The organism is Pseudoduganella rivuli (genome assembly GCF_009674485.1).
In the GTDB taxonomy this organism is placed as follows: domain Bacteria; phylum Pseudomonadota; class Gammaproteobacteria; order Burkholderiales; family Burkholderiaceae_D; genus Rugamonas; species Rugamonas rivuli_B.
The window spans coordinates 176760-197345 of sequence record NZ_WKJJ01000009.1; the positions used below are offsets into that span (position 1 = coordinate 176760).

General features: G+C 62.0%; 19 protein-coding genes and 1 riboswitch. Of the genes, 2 read left to right on the forward strand and 17 right to left on the reverse strand.

Going from position 1 to position 20586, the window contains the following annotated elements; all coding sequences use genetic code 11:
• Positions 1-141: 141 nt before the first annotated feature.
• The 12 genes from GJ700_RS15810 to GJ700_RS15865 form a co-directional block, all read right to left on the reverse strand.
• Positions 142-2343 (reverse strand): M56 family metallopeptidase, encoded by a 2202-nt coding sequence (locus GJ700_RS15810; protein ID WP_154375484.1) that lies wholly within the window; start codon positions 2341-2343, stop codon positions 142-144.
• A 174-nt stretch (positions 2344-2517) separates the two neighbouring features.
• A complete protein-coding gene (locus GJ700_RS15815; protein ID WP_154375485.1) occupies positions 2518-3624 on the reverse strand; it encodes an S-(hydroxymethyl)glutathione dehydrogenase/class III alcohol dehydrogenase in 1107 nt (368 codons plus the stop codon).
• A gap of 52 nt (positions 3625-3676) precedes the next feature.
• A complete protein-coding gene (locus GJ700_RS15820; protein WP_154375488.1) occupies positions 3677-4114 on the reverse strand; it encodes a response regulator in 438 nt (145 codons plus the stop codon).
• Positions 4111-4545 carry a response regulator gene (locus GJ700_RS15825; RefSeq protein ID WP_229507033.1) on the reverse strand — a complete coding sequence of 145 codons (435 nt, stop codon included), beginning with the start codon at positions 4543-4545 and terminating at the stop codon, positions 4111-4113. Before GJ700_RS15825 ends, GJ700_RS15820 begins: the two co-directional genes overlap by 4 nt.
• A 284-nt stretch (positions 4546-4829) precedes the next feature.
• Positions 4830-5459: an ANTAR domain-containing response regulator gene (locus GJ700_RS15830; RefSeq protein ID WP_154375490.1), complete on the reverse strand. Its 630-nt coding sequence runs from the start codon at positions 5457-5459 to the stop codon at positions 4830-4832.
• 70 nt (positions 5460-5529) lie between these two features.
• Complete coding sequence (gene thiE, locus GJ700_RS15835) at positions 5530-6165, reverse strand: thiamine phosphate synthase (RefSeq protein ID WP_154375491.1); 636 nt, start codon at positions 6163-6165, stop codon at positions 5530-5532.
• A gap of 12 nt (positions 6166-6177) precedes the next feature.
• Entirely contained in the window at positions 6178-6978 is an 801-nt protein-coding gene (gene thiD / locus GJ700_RS15840) for a bifunctional hydroxymethylpyrimidine kinase/phosphomethylpyrimidine kinase (RefSeq protein WP_154375492.1), read from the reverse strand.
• Complete coding sequence (locus GJ700_RS15845) at positions 6975-7778, reverse strand: thiazole synthase (protein WP_154375493.1); 804 nt, start codon at positions 7776-7778, stop codon at positions 6975-6977. The genes thiD and GJ700_RS15845 overlap by 4 nt, the downstream gene beginning before the upstream one ends.
• Before the next feature lie 121 nt (positions 7779-7899).
• Positions 7900-8103 carry a sulfur carrier protein ThiS gene (thiS, locus tag GJ700_RS15850; RefSeq protein ID WP_154375494.1) on the reverse strand — a complete coding sequence of 68 codons (204 nt, stop codon included), beginning with the start codon at positions 8101-8103 and terminating at the stop codon, positions 7900-7902.
• Between the two features lie 14 nt (positions 8104-8117).
• Positions 8118-9998, reverse strand: coding sequence for a phosphomethylpyrimidine synthase ThiC (gene thiC, locus GJ700_RS15855; protein ID WP_154375495.1), 1881 nt, complete (start codon positions 9996-9998; stop codon positions 8118-8120).
• Between the two features lie 83 nt (positions 9999-10081).
• Positions 10082-10193: riboswitch (TPP riboswitch) on the reverse strand.
• A gap of 69 nt (positions 10194-10262) precedes the next feature.
• Entirely contained in the window at positions 10263-11828 is a 1566-nt protein-coding gene (locus GJ700_RS15860) for a M20/M25/M40 family metallo-hydrolase (protein WP_154375497.1), read from the reverse strand.
• A 167-nt stretch (positions 11829-11995) separates the two neighbouring features.
• Positions 11996-13504 carry a DUF4214 domain-containing protein gene (locus GJ700_RS15865; protein WP_154375499.1) on the reverse strand — a complete coding sequence of 503 codons (1509 nt, stop codon included), beginning with the start codon at positions 13502-13504 and terminating at the stop codon, positions 11996-11998.
• A gap of 280 nt (positions 13505-13784) precedes the next feature.
• On the opposite strand from GJ700_RS15865, the gene GJ700_RS15870 reads away from it, so the two are divergent.
• Both GJ700_RS15870 and GJ700_RS15875 read left to right on the forward strand, forming a co-directional pair.
• On the forward strand, positions 13785-16589 hold the full coding sequence (locus GJ700_RS15870; protein WP_154375501.1) for a valine--tRNA ligase: 2805 nt from the start codon (positions 13785-13787) through the stop codon (positions 16587-16589).
• Positions 16590-16783: 194 nt separating this feature from the next.
• Positions 16784-17227: a DUF2147 domain-containing protein gene (locus GJ700_RS15875; RefSeq protein ID WP_154375503.1), complete on the forward strand. Its 444-nt coding sequence runs from the start codon at positions 16784-16786 to the stop codon at positions 17225-17227.
• 15 nt (positions 17228-17242) lie between these two features.
• On the opposite strand, the gene pqqE is transcribed toward GJ700_RS15875, so the two are convergent.
• The 5 genes from pqqE to pqqA are packed head-to-tail and all read right to left on the reverse strand — an operon-like array spanning position 17243 to position 20381.
• A complete protein-coding gene (gene pqqE / locus GJ700_RS15880) occupies positions 17243-18367 on the reverse strand; it encodes a pyrroloquinoline quinone biosynthesis protein PqqE (RefSeq protein ID WP_154375505.1) in 1125 nt (374 codons plus the stop codon).
• Between the two features lie 2 nt (positions 18368-18369).
• Positions 18370-18633 (reverse strand): pyrroloquinoline quinone biosynthesis peptide chaperone PqqD, encoded by a 264-nt coding sequence (gene pqqD, locus GJ700_RS15885; protein ID WP_154375507.1) that lies wholly within the window; start codon positions 18631-18633, stop codon positions 18370-18372.
• Between the two features lie 15 nt (positions 18634-18648).
• On the reverse strand, positions 18649-19350 hold the full coding sequence (pqqC, locus tag GJ700_RS15890) for a pyrroloquinoline-quinone synthase PqqC (protein ID WP_154375509.1): 702 nt from the start codon (positions 19348-19350) through the stop codon (positions 18649-18651).
• On the reverse strand, positions 19347-20285 hold the full coding sequence (pqqB, locus tag GJ700_RS15895; protein WP_154375511.1) for a pyrroloquinoline quinone biosynthesis protein PqqB: 939 nt from the start codon (positions 20283-20285) through the stop codon (positions 19347-19349). The genes pqqC and pqqB overlap by 4 nt, the downstream gene beginning before the upstream one ends.
• A gap of 21 nt (positions 20286-20306) precedes the next feature.
• Positions 20307-20381 (reverse strand): pyrroloquinoline quinone precursor peptide PqqA, encoded by a 75-nt coding sequence (pqqA, locus tag GJ700_RS15900; RefSeq protein WP_154375779.1) that lies wholly within the window; start codon positions 20379-20381, stop codon positions 20307-20309.
• Between the last annotated feature and the right edge of the window lie 205 nt (positions 20382-20586).

Genomic DNA, 20586 nt, shown 5'->3' on the forward strand with positions numbered 1-20586 from the left:
CGGGCTGAAAGCGGACAGGACGGGGATGAAAAGCCGCTTGCCGCCACGCTTTCCCCCTGCCGGCGACGCCCCTGCGGAATCTGGTCGACATTATGGTGCCAGGCCCCGAAATGTACTCGACATTTCAGGGCCTGGCCCCTTTTACAGCATTGGCTTGGCCTGGCCGTTACGGACGGCTTCTTCGATCAGGCTGCGCACGGTCTTGTCCGCTTCGCGGCTGATGCGCGCCTGTTCACGGCCAAGCTCGCCCATTTTGCGACCCAGCTCGCGCATCGGTTTGCTGGCTTCCGCCATTTCGCGGCCCAGTTCTTTCATCGGCACATGGTTCAATACCATTTGCGCATGGTTTTTTGCCAACTCCTGCGCGGCCTGCGCCATTTGCTGCGCCAGCGGTTCCATTTTCGCTTGCAGCGCTTCCATCTGCTGGCGGCCGGCATCGCGCTGGGCGTCGGCGCGTTCATGCTCGAGCTTGCGGGCTTGCGCTTCGATCTGGCGTCCGATGGCTTCCTGCTGGCGCGCCAGTTGTTCGATCTTGCGCTCGGCGGCGCGGCGCGCTTCACGCTCGGCCTGGTTGCCTTCCCGCTGCGCGTTGAGCGCATCCATCTTTGCGGACAAGCCATCCATGACCTTGCTGTGCTGGTCCATCACCTTGCCGTGCGCATCGAGTTGTTCGCCCAGCTTTTCCGTGGGCGCCCATGCGGCATTGGCCTTGGCCAGCAGCGCCGGATCCTGGATCAGATACGATTTGCCGCCGCTGCGATACCAGATGAAATCGCCCTTGACGGTACCTTTCAGGCGTTTCAATTCATCGATGTCGCCTTCCGTGCCCGACAGCGAAATATTGCGGCTGCCCTGCACCACGGCATAGGTATCCCTGTTCTTGTCGCTGATGTGCAGGTGGCGGAAGCTTTCGCCGCCCAGGTCGATGCGGGGCGCTTTCGGTGGCTTGGGTGGCTTCGGCGGATGCGGAATATTGCCCGGCAAGGCTGGCAGTTCCGGCAATTCGGCCATTTCCGGCGCGGCGGGTGCGGCCGGGAGTGCGGGCAAGGCAGGCATTGCCGGCAAGGCCGGGGCGGCGGGAGCGGCCGGCGCAGCGGGTGCGGCCGGCGCCGCAAAGGCCGGCGGTGCAGGCGGTACCGGCGGAACTGGAGGATCCTCCACCAGTTCTTCGCCGCCGGAAAGCGACTCCTGCGCCGCCACGCTGCCGCCGTCATTGGCGTCGTTCACACGGTTGGCATCATTGGCGCGGTTGGCGTCATTGGCCTTGTTGGCATCGTTCGCGCTGTTGTCTTCCGACGTGACGGTAACCCGGCCGCGCACGGTGTCGACAGAGGGCGCCGCATGGGCATACAGCATGGCGCACGCCGTGCACAGCCCGAGCAGGGGCGCCGCGATCTTCCAGCTGAGGGGTTCGGAACCTGGACGGACCAGGCGTTTGATACGGGACATGAGGTTTCCTCCGTGAGCCGCATGGGCTAGTTGGGGTGTGGAGAACTGGAAGCGGTCCAGTTCCGACAAGGCAAGGGCCAGGCGCCGCGGTTCGCCCAGCGTACTTGCCGCGATATCGTCTGCAATCTGTTCCCGTTCCATGCGGATGCGACTGGACAGCATCCACACGGCCGGATGGTAGAACAGCAAAATCTCGATGGCGCTTTGCGCCAGGTTGACCAGGTAATCGTGGCGGCGGATATGCGCCAGTTCGTGCGCCAGCAGCGCTTCCAGCAATTCCGGCGGCAGGCCTGTCACCAGAGACGCCGGCACCAGCACCACCGGCTTCCAGCAACCGGCCGTCATCGGGCCGTCCAGCCGTTCGGCAATCGCCAGCCGGACGCCACGCTTGAGTCCCATGCGCAGCGCCAGGCGGTCCAGGCGCTGCTGCCATGCGGCATCCGATACATCCGCCGCCTGCAAGGTGCGCTCGCGCACCCACATCAAGCCCATCGACAAGCGCAACGTCATGACGGCGGCGCCGGCCGCCCACAACAGCACCAGCCATGGCAACTGGCGCTGCAACAGGTAGCGCCACGACGTCCATTGATCGGCATCCACCAGTTCCGGCACGGCCGGCGCGCCGGCCGCCGCCAGCCAGTTGCCATCGGCGGCAACGGGCAACGGCAAGGTGGCCGCCTCCGCCATGCGCAGCACGATGCCGGCCAACGGCAGGACAACGCACAGCAACAACGCCGCGCAAGCCACTGCATAGCGCGCCTGCGGGCGGGCATTGCGCAGCAAGTGCAGCGCCAGCGACGCGCCACAACCGATCAGCAACCCTTGCCACAAAAAGTGCAGCAGCGACCAGCCGATGGCGGGCAGCAAGGCTGAAAAAAAGGCGTCTGGGGTCATGCGTCGCTCCTGATTGGTTGCAAAGTAGATTAAATGATCTAGACATCCATGTCTAGAAGTTTTTTTCTACTTTGAGGCGTGCCGTGTTCAGGAGGAAAGATAGTGCAAGCAGGGGGAAAATCGGCGGGAAATGCGACAGGCTGCAAACCGGGCGGTGCAGCCTGTTAATTTAACTCAATACATGACGACCGAACGGATCGATTCCCCGCTCTTCATCAAGTCAAAGCCCTGGTTGATGTCGTCCAGCGCCAGCTTGTGCGTGATGAGATCGTCGATATTCAGTTTGCCTTCCATGTACCAGTCGACGATTTTCGGCACGTCGGTGCGTCCGCGCGCGCCGCCAAAGGCGGAACCCTTCCACACGCGGCCCGTCACCAGCTGGAATGGACGGGTGGCGATTTCCTGGCCTGCCGCCGCCACGCCGATGATGATCGACTGGCCCCAGCCCTTGTGGCAGCACTCCAGCGCCTGGCGCATGGTGGTGGTGTTGCCGATGCACTCGAAACTGTAGTCGGCGCCGCCGTCCGTCAACTGGATGATCGTATCCACCACGTTGTCGACGTTCTTTGGATTGACAAAGTGCGTCATGCCGAACTTGCGGGCAATCGCTTCGCGCTCCGGGTTCAGGTCGATGCCGATGATCTTGTCCGCACCCACCATCTTCGCCGCCTGGATCACGTTCAGGCCAATGCCGCCCAGGCCGAACACGACGACATTGGCGCCCGCCTCCACCTTGGCGGTGAACAGCACGGCGCCCACGCCGGTCGTCACGCCGCAGCCGATGTAGCAGACCTTATCGAATGGCGCGTCGGAGCGGATTTTCGCCAGCGCGATTTCCGGCACGACGATGTAATTGGAAAAAGTCGACGTGCCCATGTAATGGAAAATAGGCTTGCCATCGATGGAAAAGCGGCTGCTACCGTCCGGCATCAGGCCTTTGCCCTGGGTAGAGCGGATCGCCTGGCACAGGTTGGTCTTTTGCGACAGGCAGAATTTGCATTGCCGGCATTCCGGCGTATACAGGGGGATGACGTGATCGTCCTTTTTCAGGCTTTTCACGCCAGGCCCCACATCGACTACGACACCTGCCCCTTCGTGTCCAAGGATGGCAGGGAAAATACCTTCAGGATCCGCACCGGACAGCGTGTAGTAGTCGGTATGGCAAATGCCGGTCGCCTTGATCTCGACCAGCACTTCCCCTTCACGCGGCCCACTCAATTCCACCTCTTCGATGGTCAGCGGTGCACCTGATTTCCACGCTACGGCGGCTTTGGTTTTCATAACAGTTCCTGTCGATGTGTTTTTGGCAGGCCCACATCTTATCAAGGAACAATTACTCGTGACACGCCATCGACGCCGTAAAACCAAAACCCCCGGGCAGTTTTTGCCGGCTGGCCCACAACTGGCGCACTTGCGACGCCAGCCGCAATGGCTCCAGCGGTTTGGCGATGATGCCGATGGCGCCCGCCGCCACGTATTGCGCCACTTCCCCCGCAGCGGCCAGGCCGGTGACGAACATGGCGGGCGTGTCCCGCAACTGCGGGATCCGCCGCAAGCGTTCCAGGGTCAGCAGACCGTCATGCTCGCACGACGCGACGTCCAGCAGGATCAGGTCGGGGAAAAAATCCTTTGCCTCCAGCAAACCGCTGCGGCTGGAATCGCAATCGCACACCTGGAAGCGCCCGATCACTTCCAGCGCCATCTTGGTCACGCAGCGCAGTTGTGGGTTGTCTTCCACATACAGGATGTTGTTCAAGTCGGATAATTTCATATTGGCAGCTCCTGCAACGATGCGGACGACAGTCCCAGCATGTGGGAAACCGTGCGCCACAACTGGCGTGGCGATGTCCAGGGTTTCGGCAGGAACGCATGGGCCGGCGTGCGCAAGCCGGGATGGCGCGCCGAGTACAACAATACCGGCGGCGCCGAGGTGCGCCGCGACAGGTTATGCAGCAAATCCGCGCCATCGCCGTCCGGCAAATCCGGGTCCAGCACGACCAGCGCGAATTCCTGTTCATTGATGGCGCGCACCGCTTCGGCCAGGCTGGCCGCATGGTGGACCTGGGTTTCCGGCACCAGCAGGGTTGCCAGCACCAGCGCGGCGTCGCCGTCGCCGTCAACATGCAGCACGCGCGGTACGTCGCGGCATGCTTCTGCGACTTCGCGGTATGCATCGCAGTGAATGTCAGGTGTATCTTTCATCGTCATCTCCGCCCGCAGCCCGCAGGCCGCGGCATAAGCTGGGTTGATGCAAACCTGACACCCGCACGGAAGCGCAAGGCGGTCAATAACAGTCAGGGTTGCAGGGTCGGCGGAGTAGGGCCGGGGAAGAGCAGATGTGGTTGCAGGGAACAGGCAACCACAGTGGGAAGCGGGGACGGGTCGAGGCCCCGCTGATCGTTATACAGTTTAGCGCAAATCAAAACAATGTTGCGCGAAATAATTATCTATCGGGCCGATAGTGTCTTTCTCACTACGTTCAGCGCTTACTTCTTGAGGCGGGCGTTGAACGAAGCGTGCAAACTGTTCAACATTTCCTCGGCCGACAGCAACTGGTCGGCAATTTCATTGATCTTGCGGCGGCTGGAACGGGCATGGTCACGCAACACTTCAAACGCCGTGTTGCGGTCGGTCTGGAACTTGCACATCAACAAGCCCACGGCCAGACTGGTTTCCCGCCCCGCCGCCAGCGCGGCATTCAAATTCATTTCCGTGCGGCGCAACTGGCGGATTTCATCGGCGCGCGCCAGGCTGGCGCGGAAGGCCGGCATCAAGTGTTGTTCATCGACCGGCTTGACGACAAAACCCACGGCGCCATGCGCCGCGGCTTCCTTGGCGGCGTCGTTGTCGCCGCGGCCGGACAGGAACATGAACGGTACCGACGTATTGCGGTTCAATTGCTTGGCCAGTTCCAGCCCGGACATGCCCGGCATATGGATATCGAGCAGCGCCAGGTCCGGTTCGCGTTCGGCAATCAGCTTCAGCGCTTCATCGGCGCCATACGCTTGCATGGTGTCGTAGCCGGCGTGGCGCAGGATTTCACTGATGAATTCAGCCAGCAATTTATCGTCGTCGACGATCAGGATCAGGCGCTTGGCCGGGGCTTGTGCAGTCATGGTCGGCAACCTTTAAATGACGCAGGCGCCTGTGCAAGCGCCTGCCGGGATGCCCCATTATAGTGACAAATTACGCTGCCTGTGCGCGATTTCCTTGCTTCTCAAACAATAGATTGAACGCCCGTACTGCCGCCGCCGGATCGTCGGCCTGGTAGACGCTGGTAATGGCCGCCACCATGTGCGCACCACGCGCCACCAGCGGCGCCGCGTTGTCCGGCGTCATGCCGCCGATCACACAATTGGGCAAGTTCACCCGCGCCAGGGCGGCGTCGATGATGGACGATTGCGTGGTGACGTCGTATTTTTTCACCAGCGACGGGTAAAAGCCGCCGAACGCCACATAGCTGGCGCCCGCCGCCTGCGCATCGATCGCCAACTGCAAGTCGCCGTAGCAGGATGCGCCGATGATCTTGCCAGGGCCCAGCAGCGCCCTTACCTGCGCCACTTTGGTATCGGTGCCGCCCACATGCACGCCATCCGCGTCCAGTTGCAGCGCCAGGTCGATATGGTCGTTGATGATGAATGGCACGCGGTGGCGGCGGCACAGCTCTTGCAACGCCGTGGCCTGTTCGATGCGCAAATCCACGCACGCATCCTTGTGCCGGTATTGCAGCACGCCGACGCCGGCCGACAGCGCCTTTTCCGTCACGGACAGCAGCTTGACGGTGTCATCCCAGTTGGGGGTGACCAGATAGAGTCCTTGCATCGTGACGCTCCTTCAACGTTGGGGAATGAGTTGGCCCGGCGCGATCGCATAGGCGGCCGCCAGCGCGCGATGCGTATAGCCCTGCGCCCTGACCAGCGCTTGCGCCACCGGATAGCCATACGCCAGCAGGCCGGCGATGGTGGACGCCAGCGTGCAGCCGCTGCCGTGGAATTCACCTGGCAGCCGCTGCCAGCTCCAGCTCTGGCCCTGCGCATGGTTGAACCAGCGGTTGATGATGGTGTCGCCCAGGCCATGGCCACCGGTGATCAGCACGTGCTTGCAACCCTTGTCCAGCAGGGACTGGGCGTGCTCGCGCGCCTCTCCATGGTCGGCCGCCTGCGCCGGCGCGCCCACCAGCGCCGCCGCTTCCACGCCATTCGGCGTGATCATGGTCGCCAGCGGCAGCAGCGGCGCCAGCGCCTGCACCGCGTCGTCGCGCGACAGCAGGTCGCCATGGCCGCTGGCCAGCACCGGGTCCAGCACCACGGGCAAATCCGGATACGTGGTGCGCAGTTCGGTAATCACTTGCGCGATGGCCAGCGCGTTGGCGGCGCTGCCCGTGATGCCGATCTTGACGGCGCGGATGGCCACTTTCGCAGCCAGCGCGCGCGCCTGCTTCAACACCATATCCGGCTCCACCGGCTGCACGGCATACACGCGGTTATTGTCTTGCACGGTCAGCGCCGTGATCACCGGCAGCGCGTGCGCGCTTTGCGCATGGATGGCCAGGATATCGGCGGCAATGCCGGCGCCGCCCGACGGGTCGGATCCGGCAAAGACCAGCACGCAGGGTTGACGGGCTTCGGACGTCATGCCTTGGAACCGGTGGCGCGCCCTGCCATCGGCGACGATGGCGATGCGGCGAATTTACGGGCGATGCGGCCGGCCAGGAACGCTTCGCGTCCCGCCTGCACACCCAGTTTCATGGCGCGCGCCATGCGGACCGGATCCTGGGCGCCGGCAATGGCCGTGTTCATCAGCACGCCGTCGCAACCCAGCTCCATTGCGATGGCGGCATCGGACGCGGTACCGACGCCCGCATCGACCAGCACCGGCACGTTCGACTGCTCGATGATCAGCGACAGGTTCCACGGATTCAAAATACCCATGCCGGAACCGATCAGCGACGCCAGCGGCATCACCGCGGCCACGCCGATATCTTCCAGCATGCGCGCCTGGATCGGGTCGTCGCTGCAATACACCATCACGTCGAAGCCGTCTTTCACCAGCTCTTTCGCGGCAACCAGGGTTTCCGGCATGTTGGGGAACAGCGTTTTTTCGTCGCCCAGAACTTCCAGTTTCACCAGCTTGTGGCCGTTCAGCAGTTCGCGCGCCATTTGCAGCGTGTACACCGCGTCCTTCGCGTTGTAGCAGCCGGCCGTATTCGGCAGGATCGTGAATTCCGATGGCGGCACCACGTCCAGCAGGCTGGGGGCGTTCGGGTCCTGGCCGATGTTCACGCGGCGGATCGCCACCGTGATGATGTCCGCTTCGGCCGCCAGCGTGGCTTCGCGCGTCTGCTGCAAATCCTTGTATTTGCCGCTGCCGACCAGCAGGCGGCTTTTATAGGTCTTGCCTGCGATGGTGAGCAGGTCGTTGTTTTGGTCACGCATTTGAATTCTCCAAGTTCTCGTGGGGCTGGTTCATTGAACCGGCCTTGCATACTGTATGGCGGTGCCGGCAAGGCGGCTTTGTAAAAGCCGCCCTACGAAGTTGACGCCTCTGGACCGAGTCTTAGCCGCCGCCGATTGCGCGGACGATGTCGACCTTGTCTTGCGCCTGCAAGGCGCGTGCAGGCCAGCTCTGGCGCGGCACCACCGTGCGGTTGACCGCCAGCGCCAGCGCCTGGTGCGCAATCCCGAGTTCCTCGACCAGCGCCTGCAGCGTGTGCTGCGGCGGCGCCAGGCGGGGTTCGCCGTTGAGTTCAATCTCAATCATGACGCGCCGCTCCGTTACGCCTTGCTGTACAGCTTGGAGCCGCCCTTGACGAACTCGATGGCCTTTTCCTGCATGCCGGAGGCCGCGTATTCGCGCACGTCCTGCGTGATCTTCATCGAGCAGAAGTGCGGGCCGCACATCGAGCAGAAGTGCGCCACCTTGGCGGAATCCTTTGGCAGGGTCTCGTCGTGGAACGAGCGCGCCTTGTCCGGGTCCAGGCCCAGGTTGAACTGGTCTTCCCAGCGGAATTCGAAGCGCGCCTTCGACAGGGCGTTGTCGCGGATTTGCGCGCCCGGATGGCCTTTCGCCAGGTCGGCCGCGTGGGCGGCGATCTTGTACGTGATAATGCCTTCCTTGACGTCATCCTTGTTCGGCAAGCCCAGGTGTTCCTTCGGCGTCACGTAGCACAGCATCGCGCAACCGTACCAGCCGATTTGCGCGGCGCCGATGCCGGACGTGATGTGGTCGTAGCCGGGCGCGATGTCGGTGGTCAGCGGTCCCAGCGTGTAGAACGGCGCCTCGTTGCACTGTTCCAGCTGCAAGTCCATGTTTTCCTTGATCAGCTGCATCGGCACGTGGCCGGGGCCTTCGATCATCACCTGCACGTCGTGCTTCCACGCGATCTGCGTCAGTTCGCCCAGGGTTTTCAGTTCGCCCAGTTGCGCCTCGTCGTTGGCGTCGTACACGGAACCCGGACGCAAGCCATCGCCCAGCGAGAACGACACGTCGTACTGCTTCATGATCTGGCAGATGTCTTCGAAGTGCGTGTACAGGAAGTTTTCCTTGTGGTGCGCCAGGCACCATTTCGCCATGATGGAACCGCCGCGGGACACGATGCCCGTCATGCGCTTGGCCGTCATCGGCACATAGCGCAGCAGCACGCCTGCGTGGATGGTGAAGTAATCGACGCCCTGCTCCGCCTGTTCGATCAGCGTATCGCGGAAGATTTCCCACGTCAGGTCCTCGGCCTTGCCGTTGACCTTTTCCAGCGCCTGGTAAATCGGCACGGTACCGATCGGCACCGGGCTGTTACGGATGATCCATTCACGGGTTTCGTGAATGTGCTTGCCGGTGGACAGGTCCATCACGGTGTCGCCGCCCCAGCGGATGGCCCACGTCATTTTTTCGACTTCTTCGCTGATCGACGACGTCACGGCGGAATTGCCGATATTGCCGTTGATTTTCACGAGGAAATTGCGGCCGATGATCATCGGCTCGATTTCAGGGTGGTTGATGTTGGCGGGGATGATGGCGCGGCCACGGGCGATTTCATCGCGCACGAATTCCGGCGTGATTTCAGCCTGGATATTGGCGCCATAGTTAAAGCCCGGGTGCTGGCGGCCCATCATCTCGGCCATGCGCTCGCCCAGCGGACCGGACGCTTTCAGTTCGGCCAGGTATTCCTTGCGGCGCATGTTTTCGCGGATCGCCACGTATTCCATTTCCGGCGTCACGATGCCTTTGCGGGCATAGTGCATTTGCGAGACATTGGCGCCCGCTTTCGCGCGGCGCGGCTTGCGGGTCAGGTTGAAGCGCAGTTCGGCCAGCGCCGGATCTTCCAGGCGCGCCTGGCCGTATTCGGACGTCGGGCCGTCCAGTTCTTCGGTGTCGTCGCGTTCAAGAATCCACGGTGCGCGCGGGGTCGGCAAGCCGGAGCGGATATCGATTTTAGCGGCGGGATCGGTGTATACGCCGGACGTGTCATAGACATAGATCGGCGGGTTTTTTTCGTGGCCAAACGACGCGGAGGTGTCGGATTGCGAAATTTCGCGCATCGGCACCTGGATGTCCGGGCGGCTGCCTTCGACATAAATCTTGCGGGAATTCGGCAGCGGTGCGACGGCGGCGCTGTCCACTTCAGCGGTGGCGGACAGGAATTTGGCGTTGGCGTTCATTTGGCTCCTTCGTTAGCTCTACAGGAGCCAGCAAAGGAGGTTTGGCGGGGTGCCGCCGAAGCCGCGCGCTTGCGCGGTTCGTCGGTGAAGGCCTAAAGCTTCCCTTCGCTGGCATTATCCAGATCAGGTTCGGAGGGTATTTCTCACCCGCAGATGCAATTCGTTTTGCGCATCGCAGGACCCCTAGCGTGTGCCACCTTGCGGCAGCGGGGCGATTATACCTCGCCTCGCTCCGCACAACACATATTGGTGACGAACTACTTGTTATTGTGGCTTGTACGTGACTGTCAGCGTGTAGCTGGACGCGCTGTAGCCGTTCAACAACACGTAGACGTCGCCATTGGCCGCCATGCTGATCGAGCAGGTTTCCGTGGCGGTCGACCCGTCCGACTTGCAGTCATACGACGTGGTGGTCGGGGCCGTGGTCTTGCGCGCATACAGGTCGACGTCGCCGGTGCCCGTGGTCGATGCCTTGAACGTGCCGGTGGCCGCCTTGAACGGGCCGAACGTGCGTTTCTGGTTCAGCGTCAGCGAGCCGCTGAAAGTTTCCACCTTGTCCGGTGGCGGCGGCGTGCCGGCGCCATCGCTGCCCAGTTCCATGGCGAAGGTCAGCCCCAGGCGCGCGAATTTCAGCGCGTGGTCCGCCTGGTTGCCCATGTTGGCATAGGTGTCGTTGGCGGTGTGGATGTACGGGTTATCCTGGTTGAACGACGTTTCGAACGGCATCGACGACCAGTAACCCTGGGCCGTCCACGACGCGTGGTCCGAGCAGCCATAGCCGCAGCGGTCGTAGCCGATCGTCAAGGTGGGCTGGTAAGTCTGGATCAGCTTGACCACGAAGTCGTTCTGCGTGCTGTCCGTATAGTCCGTGTACATATAGATGTCGGACGGCGAACCCTTGTAGTTCGTCATGTCCAGCTGCATGACGCCCACCACGTTGACGTTATTGTTCTTGTGCCAGGTGGCGATATCCTGCGACCCACGCAAGCCCACTTCTTCCGCCGCGTAACCGATCATCTTGATGGTGCGGCGCGGCTTGTAATTCGACGCGAGCATCACGCGCAGCGCTTCCGTCATGCTGGCGATACCCGACGCGTCATCGTCGGCGCCCGGTGCGCGCGTGGTTTCCGTTGTGCCGTTGGTGTTGATCGAATCCAGGTGGGCGCCCAGCACCACGACTTCGGAACCGTTATCGGTGCCGTTGATGGTGAGGATGACGGACTTTTGCGGGTAGCCGCTGTGGGTGAATTGCGTGACCGTGATGTCGCTGCGTCCGGCCGCCATCGTGGTCCATTTGTTTTTCAGCCAGTCCGACGCATTCACGCCCGCCGTGGTCGTGTAATAGCGGTTGGTGAACGCGGACATGTCGGTGATGGTCTGCGCGATGTTCGATGCCTGCAATTGCGGCACCAGCGGCGTGATGGCGCTCTGGTTGTCGAGCACGTACGACGGACGGGTCAGCACGGGGGCCAGGGTGGCCCTTTGCGTTTGCGGCGACAGCGCGGCCAGGCCTTCCGCTTCGCTCTTGTGCATCATGAAGCCGCCGCAGCGTTTCAATTCATGGTGCACGGCGGCCGACAGCTTCAGCATTTGCTGTTCGTCGACTTCCACCAGATGGACCTGGTCTTTGACCGCGGCCTTGCCGGCCACTTCAGCCTGCGCCGTCAGCGAGCGGCTTTCGCGCGCGATCGCCTGCGGCGCGGCTTTCTTCAACTGCGCGTAGGCGTTGTCGCCCACGGTGATCCAGAAGGTCTTTTGCTGTGCCTGTGCGGCCCCTGCCGCGCCGGCCAACAAGCTTGCCGCCAACAACGTGGTGAAGCGAACTGCCATGTCTGTCTCCTTGGTTGTCTCAGTTGCGTATACAAGTTATACGAGCGAGCCAAGGTAGACAGATGCGGCAGTCGAGTCAAAAAAATTGCAAAAATAGACACATAGTCAAACCGTGTTACAGGCTTAACAGCGAGGTGCACACTGCAAGCCTGTACCCACGGCTGAACTCACGAGCCGAATGGCATGTAGTCGCAGCCATGCTCGATGCTGCCCACCACCTGTGCGCGGTTTTCCGCCCCCTCGCTGAAGTTCGCCAGCACATTGGCGCGCGCTTCGCCGTGGTCCAGCACATCCACCCAGTAATCGAAGCCGGCCTGGTCGTACCCCCGGTGCAGCACGTTGTTGTACAGGCGGGCGACGAACGACGCATTCGACGGGTGGTCGCCATACAGCGCGGTGAATTCGGCGCTGTTGATGAAGCTTTGCGCCAGGTCGCGCAACGTGATGTTGCCGTCCAGCGCCTTGATCCAGTAACCCAGGCCCGGCTTGTCGGGATGGCGGTCGAATGCGGCGGTATACATGCGCCATGCCTGGCCCGCATTGCCGTCGATGTCATAGGCCACGGCGCCGTCGGCAAATTGCAGGCGTTCGACATTGGTCAGCACGTCGACGCCGCCGCCCGACGCCACTTCCAGCTTGTTGTCGGTCTGCGTCACCGTGTATTGCGCCTTGTTACCGCTGAAGACCACCGTGTCGGCGCCGGTGCCGCCATCGACCTTGTGATGGCCGGACAGCATGGTGATGGTGTCATTGCCGGCGCCCGCGAACACATCGAGCTTGCCGCCGCCACCGGCGACGGATACCGCGTCGTCGCCTGCACCGGACGCAATCAGCACCGTTTGCGGCAACACGGCCGGCAAGTCCACCTTGATGGTATCGCTGCCGGACAATGCGCCACGCACCAGGCCCAGCATGTCATCGAGCTGGCCGGTGTTGAACATGACACCGAGGTCATCGCCCCGCACATAGCTGCCGTCGCGGAATTCCAGGTCCAGCGACGTGGCTTTGCCATCCAGCGTCACATCCAGTACCGGGGGTTTCAGCCAGATGTCCGGCCGGCCCCCTTCCACATCGGGGTGGGCGATGGCGTCCGGGTTGCCCGACAGGTTGAAGCGGCCTTCGACCGTGGCCGACGTGAGGAATTTATCGGCGGTCAAGTGCAGGCTGCTGAAACTGCCATGCAACTGGCCATCCATGCCGATGGTGAGGTGGCCGTCGAGTTCCGCACTGACATTGCCGTACACTGCGTCGTAATCGGCCGACGTGGTGGCGTACAGGGTCTTGATCCTGATACTGTCCATGGCAGCGGCCGTCGCATCGATACTGAACGATGGCTGCGTCATGTAATTGAATTCAAACTTGCCGCTTTCTTCTATCGACACCGCACCAGGTAGCGTCAGTTTCATGCCCGTTGCGCTGGCGGCGCCGCTGACAGCCGTGGCGTTGGCCAGCGTCACCCCGGTGAATTCCTGTACCACGCCGCTGGGGTACGTGATTTTCACTATGCCGTTCGCCATGGTGGCGGAAGTGAATTTCGCGCCATCGTCCGGTATGCCCGCCAGCGCCGACGCCATCGCGTCCATTGCCGCGTCGAACACGCCATTCTCATGCGCCAACCCGTCCAGTGCGGCGCTGTCCATCACTGCCTGCGAAATCTTGACATCGATCGTAGCCATGTTTGCCTCCGTTTATTGTCAGCAGCGGGAGTTATTGTTTCCGAAATGAAAACATTGATACTGTGATTTCATTATATGAAAGCTGCTCAACCGGACAGGCGCGCACTCATCCGTTCTTACATCCCCTTACAACTGATGAATTTGCTTACAGGCAGCGAAACATTGCTGAACAGACACTGTTATACGTCGAAAAAATTGTGCACTGCGATGGCCGCCACATGCACTGGCTCCGTTGCCACCTTATAATGGTCGTTTTCGCCTACTACTCACGCCCAACATCATGGAATTAGCCAAGTCTTTCGAGCCTGCCAATATTGAACAGTTCTGGCGCAGCGAGTGGGAAAAGCGCGGTTACTTTGCCGCCTCCCTCGACCTGTCGAAACCGTCCTTCAGCATCCAGCTGCCGCCACCGAACGTGACCGGTACGTTGCACATGGGGCACGCGTTCAACCAGACCATCATGGACGGACTGACCCGCTACCACCGCATGCTGGGCCATAACACGGCCTGGATTCCCGGCACCGACCACGCCGGTATCGCCACGCAAATCGTCGTTGAGCGCCAGCTCGACGCGCAGAAAGTGTCGCGTCACGACCTGGGCCGCGAAAAATTCGTGGAAAAAGTGTGGGAGTGGAAGGAAAAATCCGGCTCCACCATTACCGGCCAGATGCGCCGCATGGGCACGTCGCCGGACTGGGCCCGCGAATACTTCACAATGGACGAGCCGCGCTCGAAAATCGTGTCCGACGTGTTCGTGCGCCTGTTTGAACAAGGCTTGATCTACCGCGGCAAGCGCCTGGTCAACTGGGACCCGGTGCTGGGCACCGCGGTATCGGACCTGGAAGTGGTGTCGGAAGAGGAAGATGGCTCGATGTGGTACATCAAGTACCCGCTGGCCGATGGCAGCGGCCACCTGACCGTCGCCACCACCCGTCCTGAAACCATGCTGGGCGACGTTGCCGTGGCAGTCGACCCGACCGACGAGCGCTACACGGCGCTGGTCGGCAAGATGCTGAAGCTGCCGCTGTGCGACCGCGAAATCCCCGTCATTGCCGATTCCTACGTCGACAAGGCGTTCGGCACCGGCTGCGTGAAAATCACGCCGGCGCACGACTTCAACGACTACCAGGTGGGCCAGCGCCACAAGCTGGACATGCCGTCGATCCTGACCCTGGACGCGAAAATCGCCGACACCGCGCCAGCCGCCTACGTGGGCCTGGACCGCTTCGCTGCCCGCAAGCAAATCGTGGCCGATCTGGATGCACAGGGTCTGCTGGAACAGGTCAAGCCGCACAAGCTGATGGTGCCGCGCGGCGACCGTACCGGCGTTGTCATCGAGCCGATGCTGACGGACCAGTGGTTCGTCGCCATGAGCAAGCCGGCCCCGGAAGGCACGTTCTTCCCGGGCAAATCCATCGCGGAAGTCGCGCTGGAAAAAGTCGCCAATGGCGAAATCAAATTCGTGCCGGAAAACTGGAGCACCACGTACAACCAGTGGCTGAACAATATCCAGGACTGGTGCATTTCCCGCCAGCTGTGGTGGGGCCATCAAATCCCGGCCTGGTACGACGAGCAGGGCAATGTGTTCGTGGCCAAGACCGAAGACGAAGCCAGGGCCAAAGCCGCCGCCGCCGGCAGCACCGGGACGCTGACGCGCGACAACGACGTGCTGGACACGTGGTTCTCGTCCGCGCTGGTGCCGTTCTCGACCCTGGGCTGGCCGGAACAGACGCCGGAAATGTCGGCCTTCCTGCCATCGAACGTGCTGGTGACGGGCTTCGACATCATCTTCTTCTGGGTCGCGCGCATGGTCATGATGACGGCGCACTTCACCGGCAAGGTGCCGTTCAATACCGTGTACGTGCACGGCCTGGTGCGCGATTCGCAGGGCCAGAAGATGTCCAAGTCGAAGGGCAACACCCTGGACCCGATCGACCTGATCGACGGTATCGGCATCGATGCACTGGTGGAAAAACGCACCACCGGCCTGATGAACCCGAAAGATGCACAGAAGATCGAGAAAGCCACCCGCAAGGAATTCCCGGAAGGGATCGCCGCTTATGGCACCGACGCGGTGCGCTTCACGATGGCGTCGTATGCGTCGCTGGGCCGCAACATCAACTTCGACCTGGGCCGCTGCGAAGGTTACCGCAACTTCGGCAACAAGCTGTGGAACGCGACCCGCTTCGTCATCATGAACACGGAAGGCAAGGATTGCTCGGCGCCGGCCAGCGATGCCGACCTGTCGCAGGCGGACAAGTGGATCATTTCGCTGCTGCAAAAGGCGGAACTGGAAGTCGCCAAGGGCTTCGAAGACTATCGCTTCGACAACATCGCCAGCGCGATCTACAAATTCGTGTGGGACGAGTACTGCGACTGGTACCTGGAACTGGCCAAGGTGCAGGTGCAAAACGGCACCGAAGCCCAGCAACGCGCCACCCGCCACACCTTGTTGCGCGTGCTGGAAGTGGTGCTGCGCCTGGCGCACCCGGTCATCCCGTTCATCACGGAAGAACTGTGGCAGACGGTCGCCCCACTGGCGGGCAAAGGCGATACGGCCGGCAAGTCGATCATGACGCAGCCCTATCCGCTGGCCGTGGAAGCGAACATCAATGAAGCGGCGGAAAGCTGGATGGGCGAGCTGAAAGCGCTGACCGACGCCACCCGTAACTTGCGCGGTGAAATGAAGCTGGCGCCGTCGCTGCGCGTGCCGCTGATCGTGGAAGCGTCGGGCGCCGACAAGGAACGCATGGCCGTGTTCGCGCCGTACATCCAGGCGCTGGGCAAGCTGTCGGACGTGTCGATTGTCGATACGCTGCCGGAAACCACGGCGGCCGTGTCGGTGGTGGGCACCACCAAGCTGATGCTGAAAGTCGAGATCGACGTGAAGGCGGAACGCGAGCGCCTGTCGAAGGAAATCGCGCGCCTGGAAGGCGAAATCGCCAAGGCATCGGGCAAGCTGTCGTCGGAATCCTTCGTGGCCCGTGCTCCGGCTGCCGTGGTGGCGCAGGAAAAAGAACGTGTCGCCACGTTCGGCGCCACCCTGGCCAAGATGCAGGAACAACTGGCCAAGCTGCCGGCGTAATCCACCGCACTTCCCATCAAAGCCGGCCCAGCGCCGGCTTTTTTCATTGGGGCCTGGCCCCTTTCGTACTATCGTTCGGGCTAGGTTCGATAGGTTTACATCGAGTGGTTCCTCTAATTAGGGTTATGAAATAGCACGATCGTTTTGCTACACTGGACGGATAACACCAACAACCTTCTTTTGGAGACACACCCATGTTCAAGCGCTTCACCGCCGGCGTTCTGCTGGCTGCCGCCCTGGCCCCTGCTTTCGCTGCCGACATTTCGCCGGTCGGCCTGTGGCAAAACATTGACGATGAAAGCGGCAAGCCGAAAGCCCTGATCCGTATCACGGAAAGCAATGGCGTGCTGCAGGGCCAGATTGAAAAACTGTTCCGCGCACCGAACGAAGACCAGAATCCCAAGTGCGACAAGTGCACCGATGCACGCAAGGACAAGCCTGTGGTCGGCATGGTGATCCTCACCGGCCTGAAAAAAGATGGCGATGAATACTCGGGCGGCGAAATCCTCGACCCGAACAACGGCAAAGTTTACAAGAGCAAGCTGGAACTCACCGATGGCGGCAAGAAATTGAAAATGCGCGGCTACATCGGCATGCCGATGCTGGGCCGCACGCAAACCTGGATCCGCCAGGAATAATCCTCGTCCATCGCATCAGCCTTCCGCCAGCAGCCGCCTGGATTCCGCATCGCTGCGGAAGATCAGCGGCTGCCCGGCATCAGGGTCCCGGCGCTGCGCCAGTTTCACCACGTGCTGCACCACGCCATGCGCCGGTGATTTTTCGCACACGGGATCGGCGCTCGCCGCATCCCCCGCCAATGCCAGCGCCTGGCACCGGCAACCACCATAATCCTTGTCCTTGTCCGGGCAGGTGCGGCACGGCTCCTGCATCCACGCGTCGCCACGGAAGCGGTTGAACGCCGCGCTGTCATACCAGATCTCGCGCAAGCCCTGGCTGCGCACGTCGGGAAAGACCATGCCCGGTATCGAGCGTGCCGCATGGCAAGGCAGCGCCGCGCCATCGGCCGACACGGCCAGGAACACGGAACCCCAGCCACTCATGCACGCCTTGGGTTTGTCCTCGAAGTAATCCGGCACCACGAACAGGATGCGCATGCGGTTGCCGATGCGCTCGCGGCAGCGGTTCACCACCGCTTCCGCCTTCTCGACCTGCTCGCGCGTCGGCATCAGTTGCGCGCGGTTCAGCAACCCCCAGCCATAGTATTGGGTGTTGGCCAGTTCCAGGTATTCTGCTCCCATCGCCAGCGCCATCTCGATGATGCGCTCGACATGGTCCAGGTTATAGCGGTGCAACACCACGTTCAGCACCATCGGGTAATCGAATTGCTTGATCAGGCGCGCGACTTTGGACTTCAAATCAAAGGTGCGCGTACTGGTCAAGAAATCGTTCATTTCCCGCGTCGAATCCTGGAACGACAGCTGGATGTGATCGAGCCCCGCATCGCGCAACGCGCCCAGCCGCGCTTCCGTCAGGCCGATGCCGGACGTGATCAAATTCGTGTAAAAGCCCAGCCGCCGGCCTTCCGCCACCAGCTGCTCCAGGTCGTCGCGCAACAGCGGTTCACCACCGGAAAAGCCCAGTTGCGCGGCGCCCAGTTCACGCGCCTGACGCATCACGTCGCACCACTGTTCCAGCGTCAATTCATCGCGGCACCGCACATAATCCACGGGGTTATAGCAAAACACGCAATGCAGCGGGCAACGATAGGTCAGTTCCGCCAGCAGCCACAGTGGCGGAGTAATCGCCGGGGCGTCCATGATCACACCACCCAGCCGTGCCGGCGCGCATCGGCGATAAAGGCGTCGACGTCGGACGCCAGGCCGGTCGCGCCGAACGCGCTTTCCAGTTGCGCGACGATTTCCACCAACGGCCGGCTGCCATCGCAGCGCTTGAGGATTTCGGCGGCGCTGCGGTTCAATTTGACCATGCCTTCCGGGTACAGCAGCACATACGCATCCTGCACGGGCTCCCACTGCAGGCGGAACAAACGGGCCAGGCGCGGGTGCTCAACAATCGTATCCATGACAAGTCTCCCTGATTAACCGCATTCACCGTACGCCAGCTCGATCGCGTCCATCATGGACCACAGCACGTCGAGCTTGAATTGCAGGATGTCCAGCGCGCGCAATTGCTGTTCGCGCGTCGTAAAATGCGCCAGCGTGGTTTCCAGCCCGTGTTCCACATCGCGCTCGGCCAGCGAGATGCGGCTGCGGAAGTATTGCAAGCCATCCGGCTCGATCCACGGATAGTTTTGCGGCCAACTGGCCAGCCGGTCCTTGTGGATTTTCGGTGCAAACATTTCCGTCAGCGACGAGCACACGGCTTCCTGCCACGGCGCCTGCCGCGCGAAATTCACATAGGCGTCGACGGCAAAGCGCACCCCCGGCAGCACGTGCTGCTGCGACCACAATTCATCGCGCGTCAGGCCCACGGCCACGCCGAGCCGCACCCACGCTTCGATCCCGCCTTCGTTGGTCTCGTCGCCATCGTGGTCGACGATGCGCTGGCGCCAGCGGCGGCGCGTTTCGCGGTCCGGACAATTGGCCATGATGGCGGCATCCTTTTGCGGTATGCAGACCTGGTAATAAAAGCGGTTGGCGACCCAGCCCCGGATCTGCTCCGGCCGCAGCAAACCCTGCTGCATCCGGACGTTGAACGGATGGTGGATGTGATAGCGGTTGCCCTTGGCCAGCAAGCGCTCCGTGAAGGTGGCGGGGTCCCAGGGTGGCAACGTGCTCATAATAAAATCTCCATGCCGTCATACGCCACCTCGACCCCCTGCGCGCGCAATACGCCGCGCTGGGGACTGTCTTCATCGAGAATGGGATTGGTGTTATTGATATGAATGAGGATCTTGCGCCGTCCGGCCGAATTGGACGGTCCGGGCAGCCCGGCCAGCACTTCCAGCATGCCGCCCTCGCCCGACTGCGGCAAATGCCCCATGGCCGCCGCCGGCTTGCTCGAAAAACCGTGGACGATCATTTCATCTTCGGTCCAGAACGTACCGTCCACCAGCAGGCAATCCGCTTCGCTCATGGCCTGGTATGCCAGCGCGTCGATGCGGCCCAGGCCGGGCGCATAAAACAGCCGCTTGCCGCTGACCAGGTCGTGCACCAGCAAGCCGATGTTGTCGCCCGGCGCGGGGCAATCGCGGCGCGGCGAATAGGGCGGCGCATTGCTGTGCAGCGGCACGGCCGTAAAGCGCACGCCATTGAGCTGCGGCACGGTGAACGAATGCCGCTCCCCTGCCGCCACCGGGATGTCGTGCCAGTCGACGCCGCAGTAATGCGACAGCACGTTCAACAGCGGCAGTCCCGAGGTCAGGTCGCCGTGCACGGCGGCGCTGCAATACAGCGGCAACCGTTTCCCTTCGCGCAGCATCATCAGGCCCGTCACATGGTCGACTTGCGCATCCATCAGCAGCACGGCGGCAATGCCGCTGTCACGCGCGGCCCGCGCCGGCTGCAGCGCGGGACTGGCCCGCAGTTGCGTCAGGATGTCGGGCGACGCATTGACCAGTAGCCAGTCCTTGCCATCGACGGAAATCGCGATCGACGATTGCGTGCGCGCACGGCTGTTGATGGCGCCGCGCCGCACACCGTCGCACTGGCGGCAATTGCAATTCCACTGCGGGTAGCCGCCGCCAGCCGAAGAACCGAGTACCAGGATTTTCATGGCAGCCCCCGCAAGCCCAGGTCAGCGGTTCAGGATGTACATCGTGATTTCAAAGCCGAAGCGCAGGTCGGTGTATTGAGGTTTGGTCCATTGCATGATCGTCTCCTAGATTATTGATGGTTGACCGGCCGGGACGGATTTCCCGGCGCGTTCCATCTAACCTAGGCAACTTGTGTGCCTACCCGCAACCGGCCTGTATACCGGTGTTACATGGCTGCGCACTGCGGCAAAGCGCAACAGGGTGTGCCAATTCGTGACACAGCGGGACAATCCGGGACAATTGCACGGAACAATTCGCCCG

Coding starts and splice junctions, on each gene's coding strand:
- pqqC (WP_154375509.1), bottom strand. CDS start 19,350: ATGAGCACGTTGCCACCCTGGGACCCCGCCACCTTCACGGAGCGCTTG.
- thiS (WP_154375494.1), bottom strand. CDS start 8,103: ATGATTGAGATTGAACTCAACGGCGAACCCCGCCTGGCGCCGCCGCAG.
- GJ700_RS15815 (WP_154375485.1), bottom strand. CDS start 3,624: ATGAAAACCAAAGCCGCCGTAGCGTGGAAATCAGGTGCACCGCTGACC.
- thiC (WP_154375495.1), bottom strand. CDS start 9,998: ATGAACGCCAACGCCAAATTCCTGTCCGCCACCGCTGAAGTGGACAGC.
- GJ700_RS15830 (WP_154375490.1), bottom strand. CDS start 5,459: ATGACTGCACAAGCCCCGGCCAAGCGCCTGATCCTGATCGTCGACGAC.
- thiE (WP_154375491.1), bottom strand. CDS start 6,165: ATGCAAGGACTCTATCTGGTCACCCCCAACTGGGATGACACCGTCAAG.
- GJ700_RS15810 (WP_154375484.1), bottom strand. CDS start 2,343: ATGACCCCAGACGCCTTTTTTTCAGCCTTGCTGCCCGCCATCGGCTGG.
- pqqE (WP_154375505.1), bottom strand. CDS start 18,367: ATGGACGCCCCGGCGATTACTCCGCCACTGTGGCTGCTGGCGGAACTG.
- pqqB (WP_154375511.1), bottom strand. CDS start 20,285: ATGAAAATCCTGGTACTCGGTTCTTCGGCTGGCGGCGGCTACCCGCAG.
- GJ700_RS15845 (WP_154375493.1), bottom strand. CDS start 7,778: ATGCGTGACCAAAACAACGACCTGCTCACCATCGCAGGCAAGACCTAT.
- GJ700_RS15825 (WP_229507033.1), bottom strand. CDS start 4,545: ATGAAAGATACACCTGACATTCACTGCGATGCATACCGCGAAGTCGCA.
- GJ700_RS15860 (WP_154375497.1), bottom strand. CDS start 11,828: ATGGCAGTTCGCTTCACCACGTTGTTGGCGGCAAGCTTGTTGGCCGGC.
- GJ700_RS15875 (WP_154375503.1), top strand. CDS start 16,784: ATGTTCAAGCGCTTCACCGCCGGCGTTCTGCTGGCTGCCGCCCTGGCC.
- GJ700_RS15865 (WP_154375499.1), bottom strand. CDS start 13,504: ATGGCTACGATCGATGTCAAGATTTCGCAGGCAGTGATGGACAGCGCC.
- thiD (WP_154375492.1), bottom strand. CDS start 6,978: ATGACGTCCGAAGCCCGTCAACCCTGCGTGCTGGTCTTTGCCGGATCC.
- GJ700_RS15870 (WP_154375501.1), top strand. CDS start 13,785: ATGGAATTAGCCAAGTCTTTCGAGCCTGCCAATATTGAACAGTTCTGG.
- GJ700_RS15820 (WP_154375488.1), bottom strand. CDS start 4,114: ATGAAATTATCCGACTTGAACAACATCCTGTATGTGGAAGACAACCCA.
- pqqD (WP_154375507.1), bottom strand. CDS start 18,633: ATGGATACGATTGTTGAGCACCCGCGCCTGGCCCGTTTGTTCCGCCTG.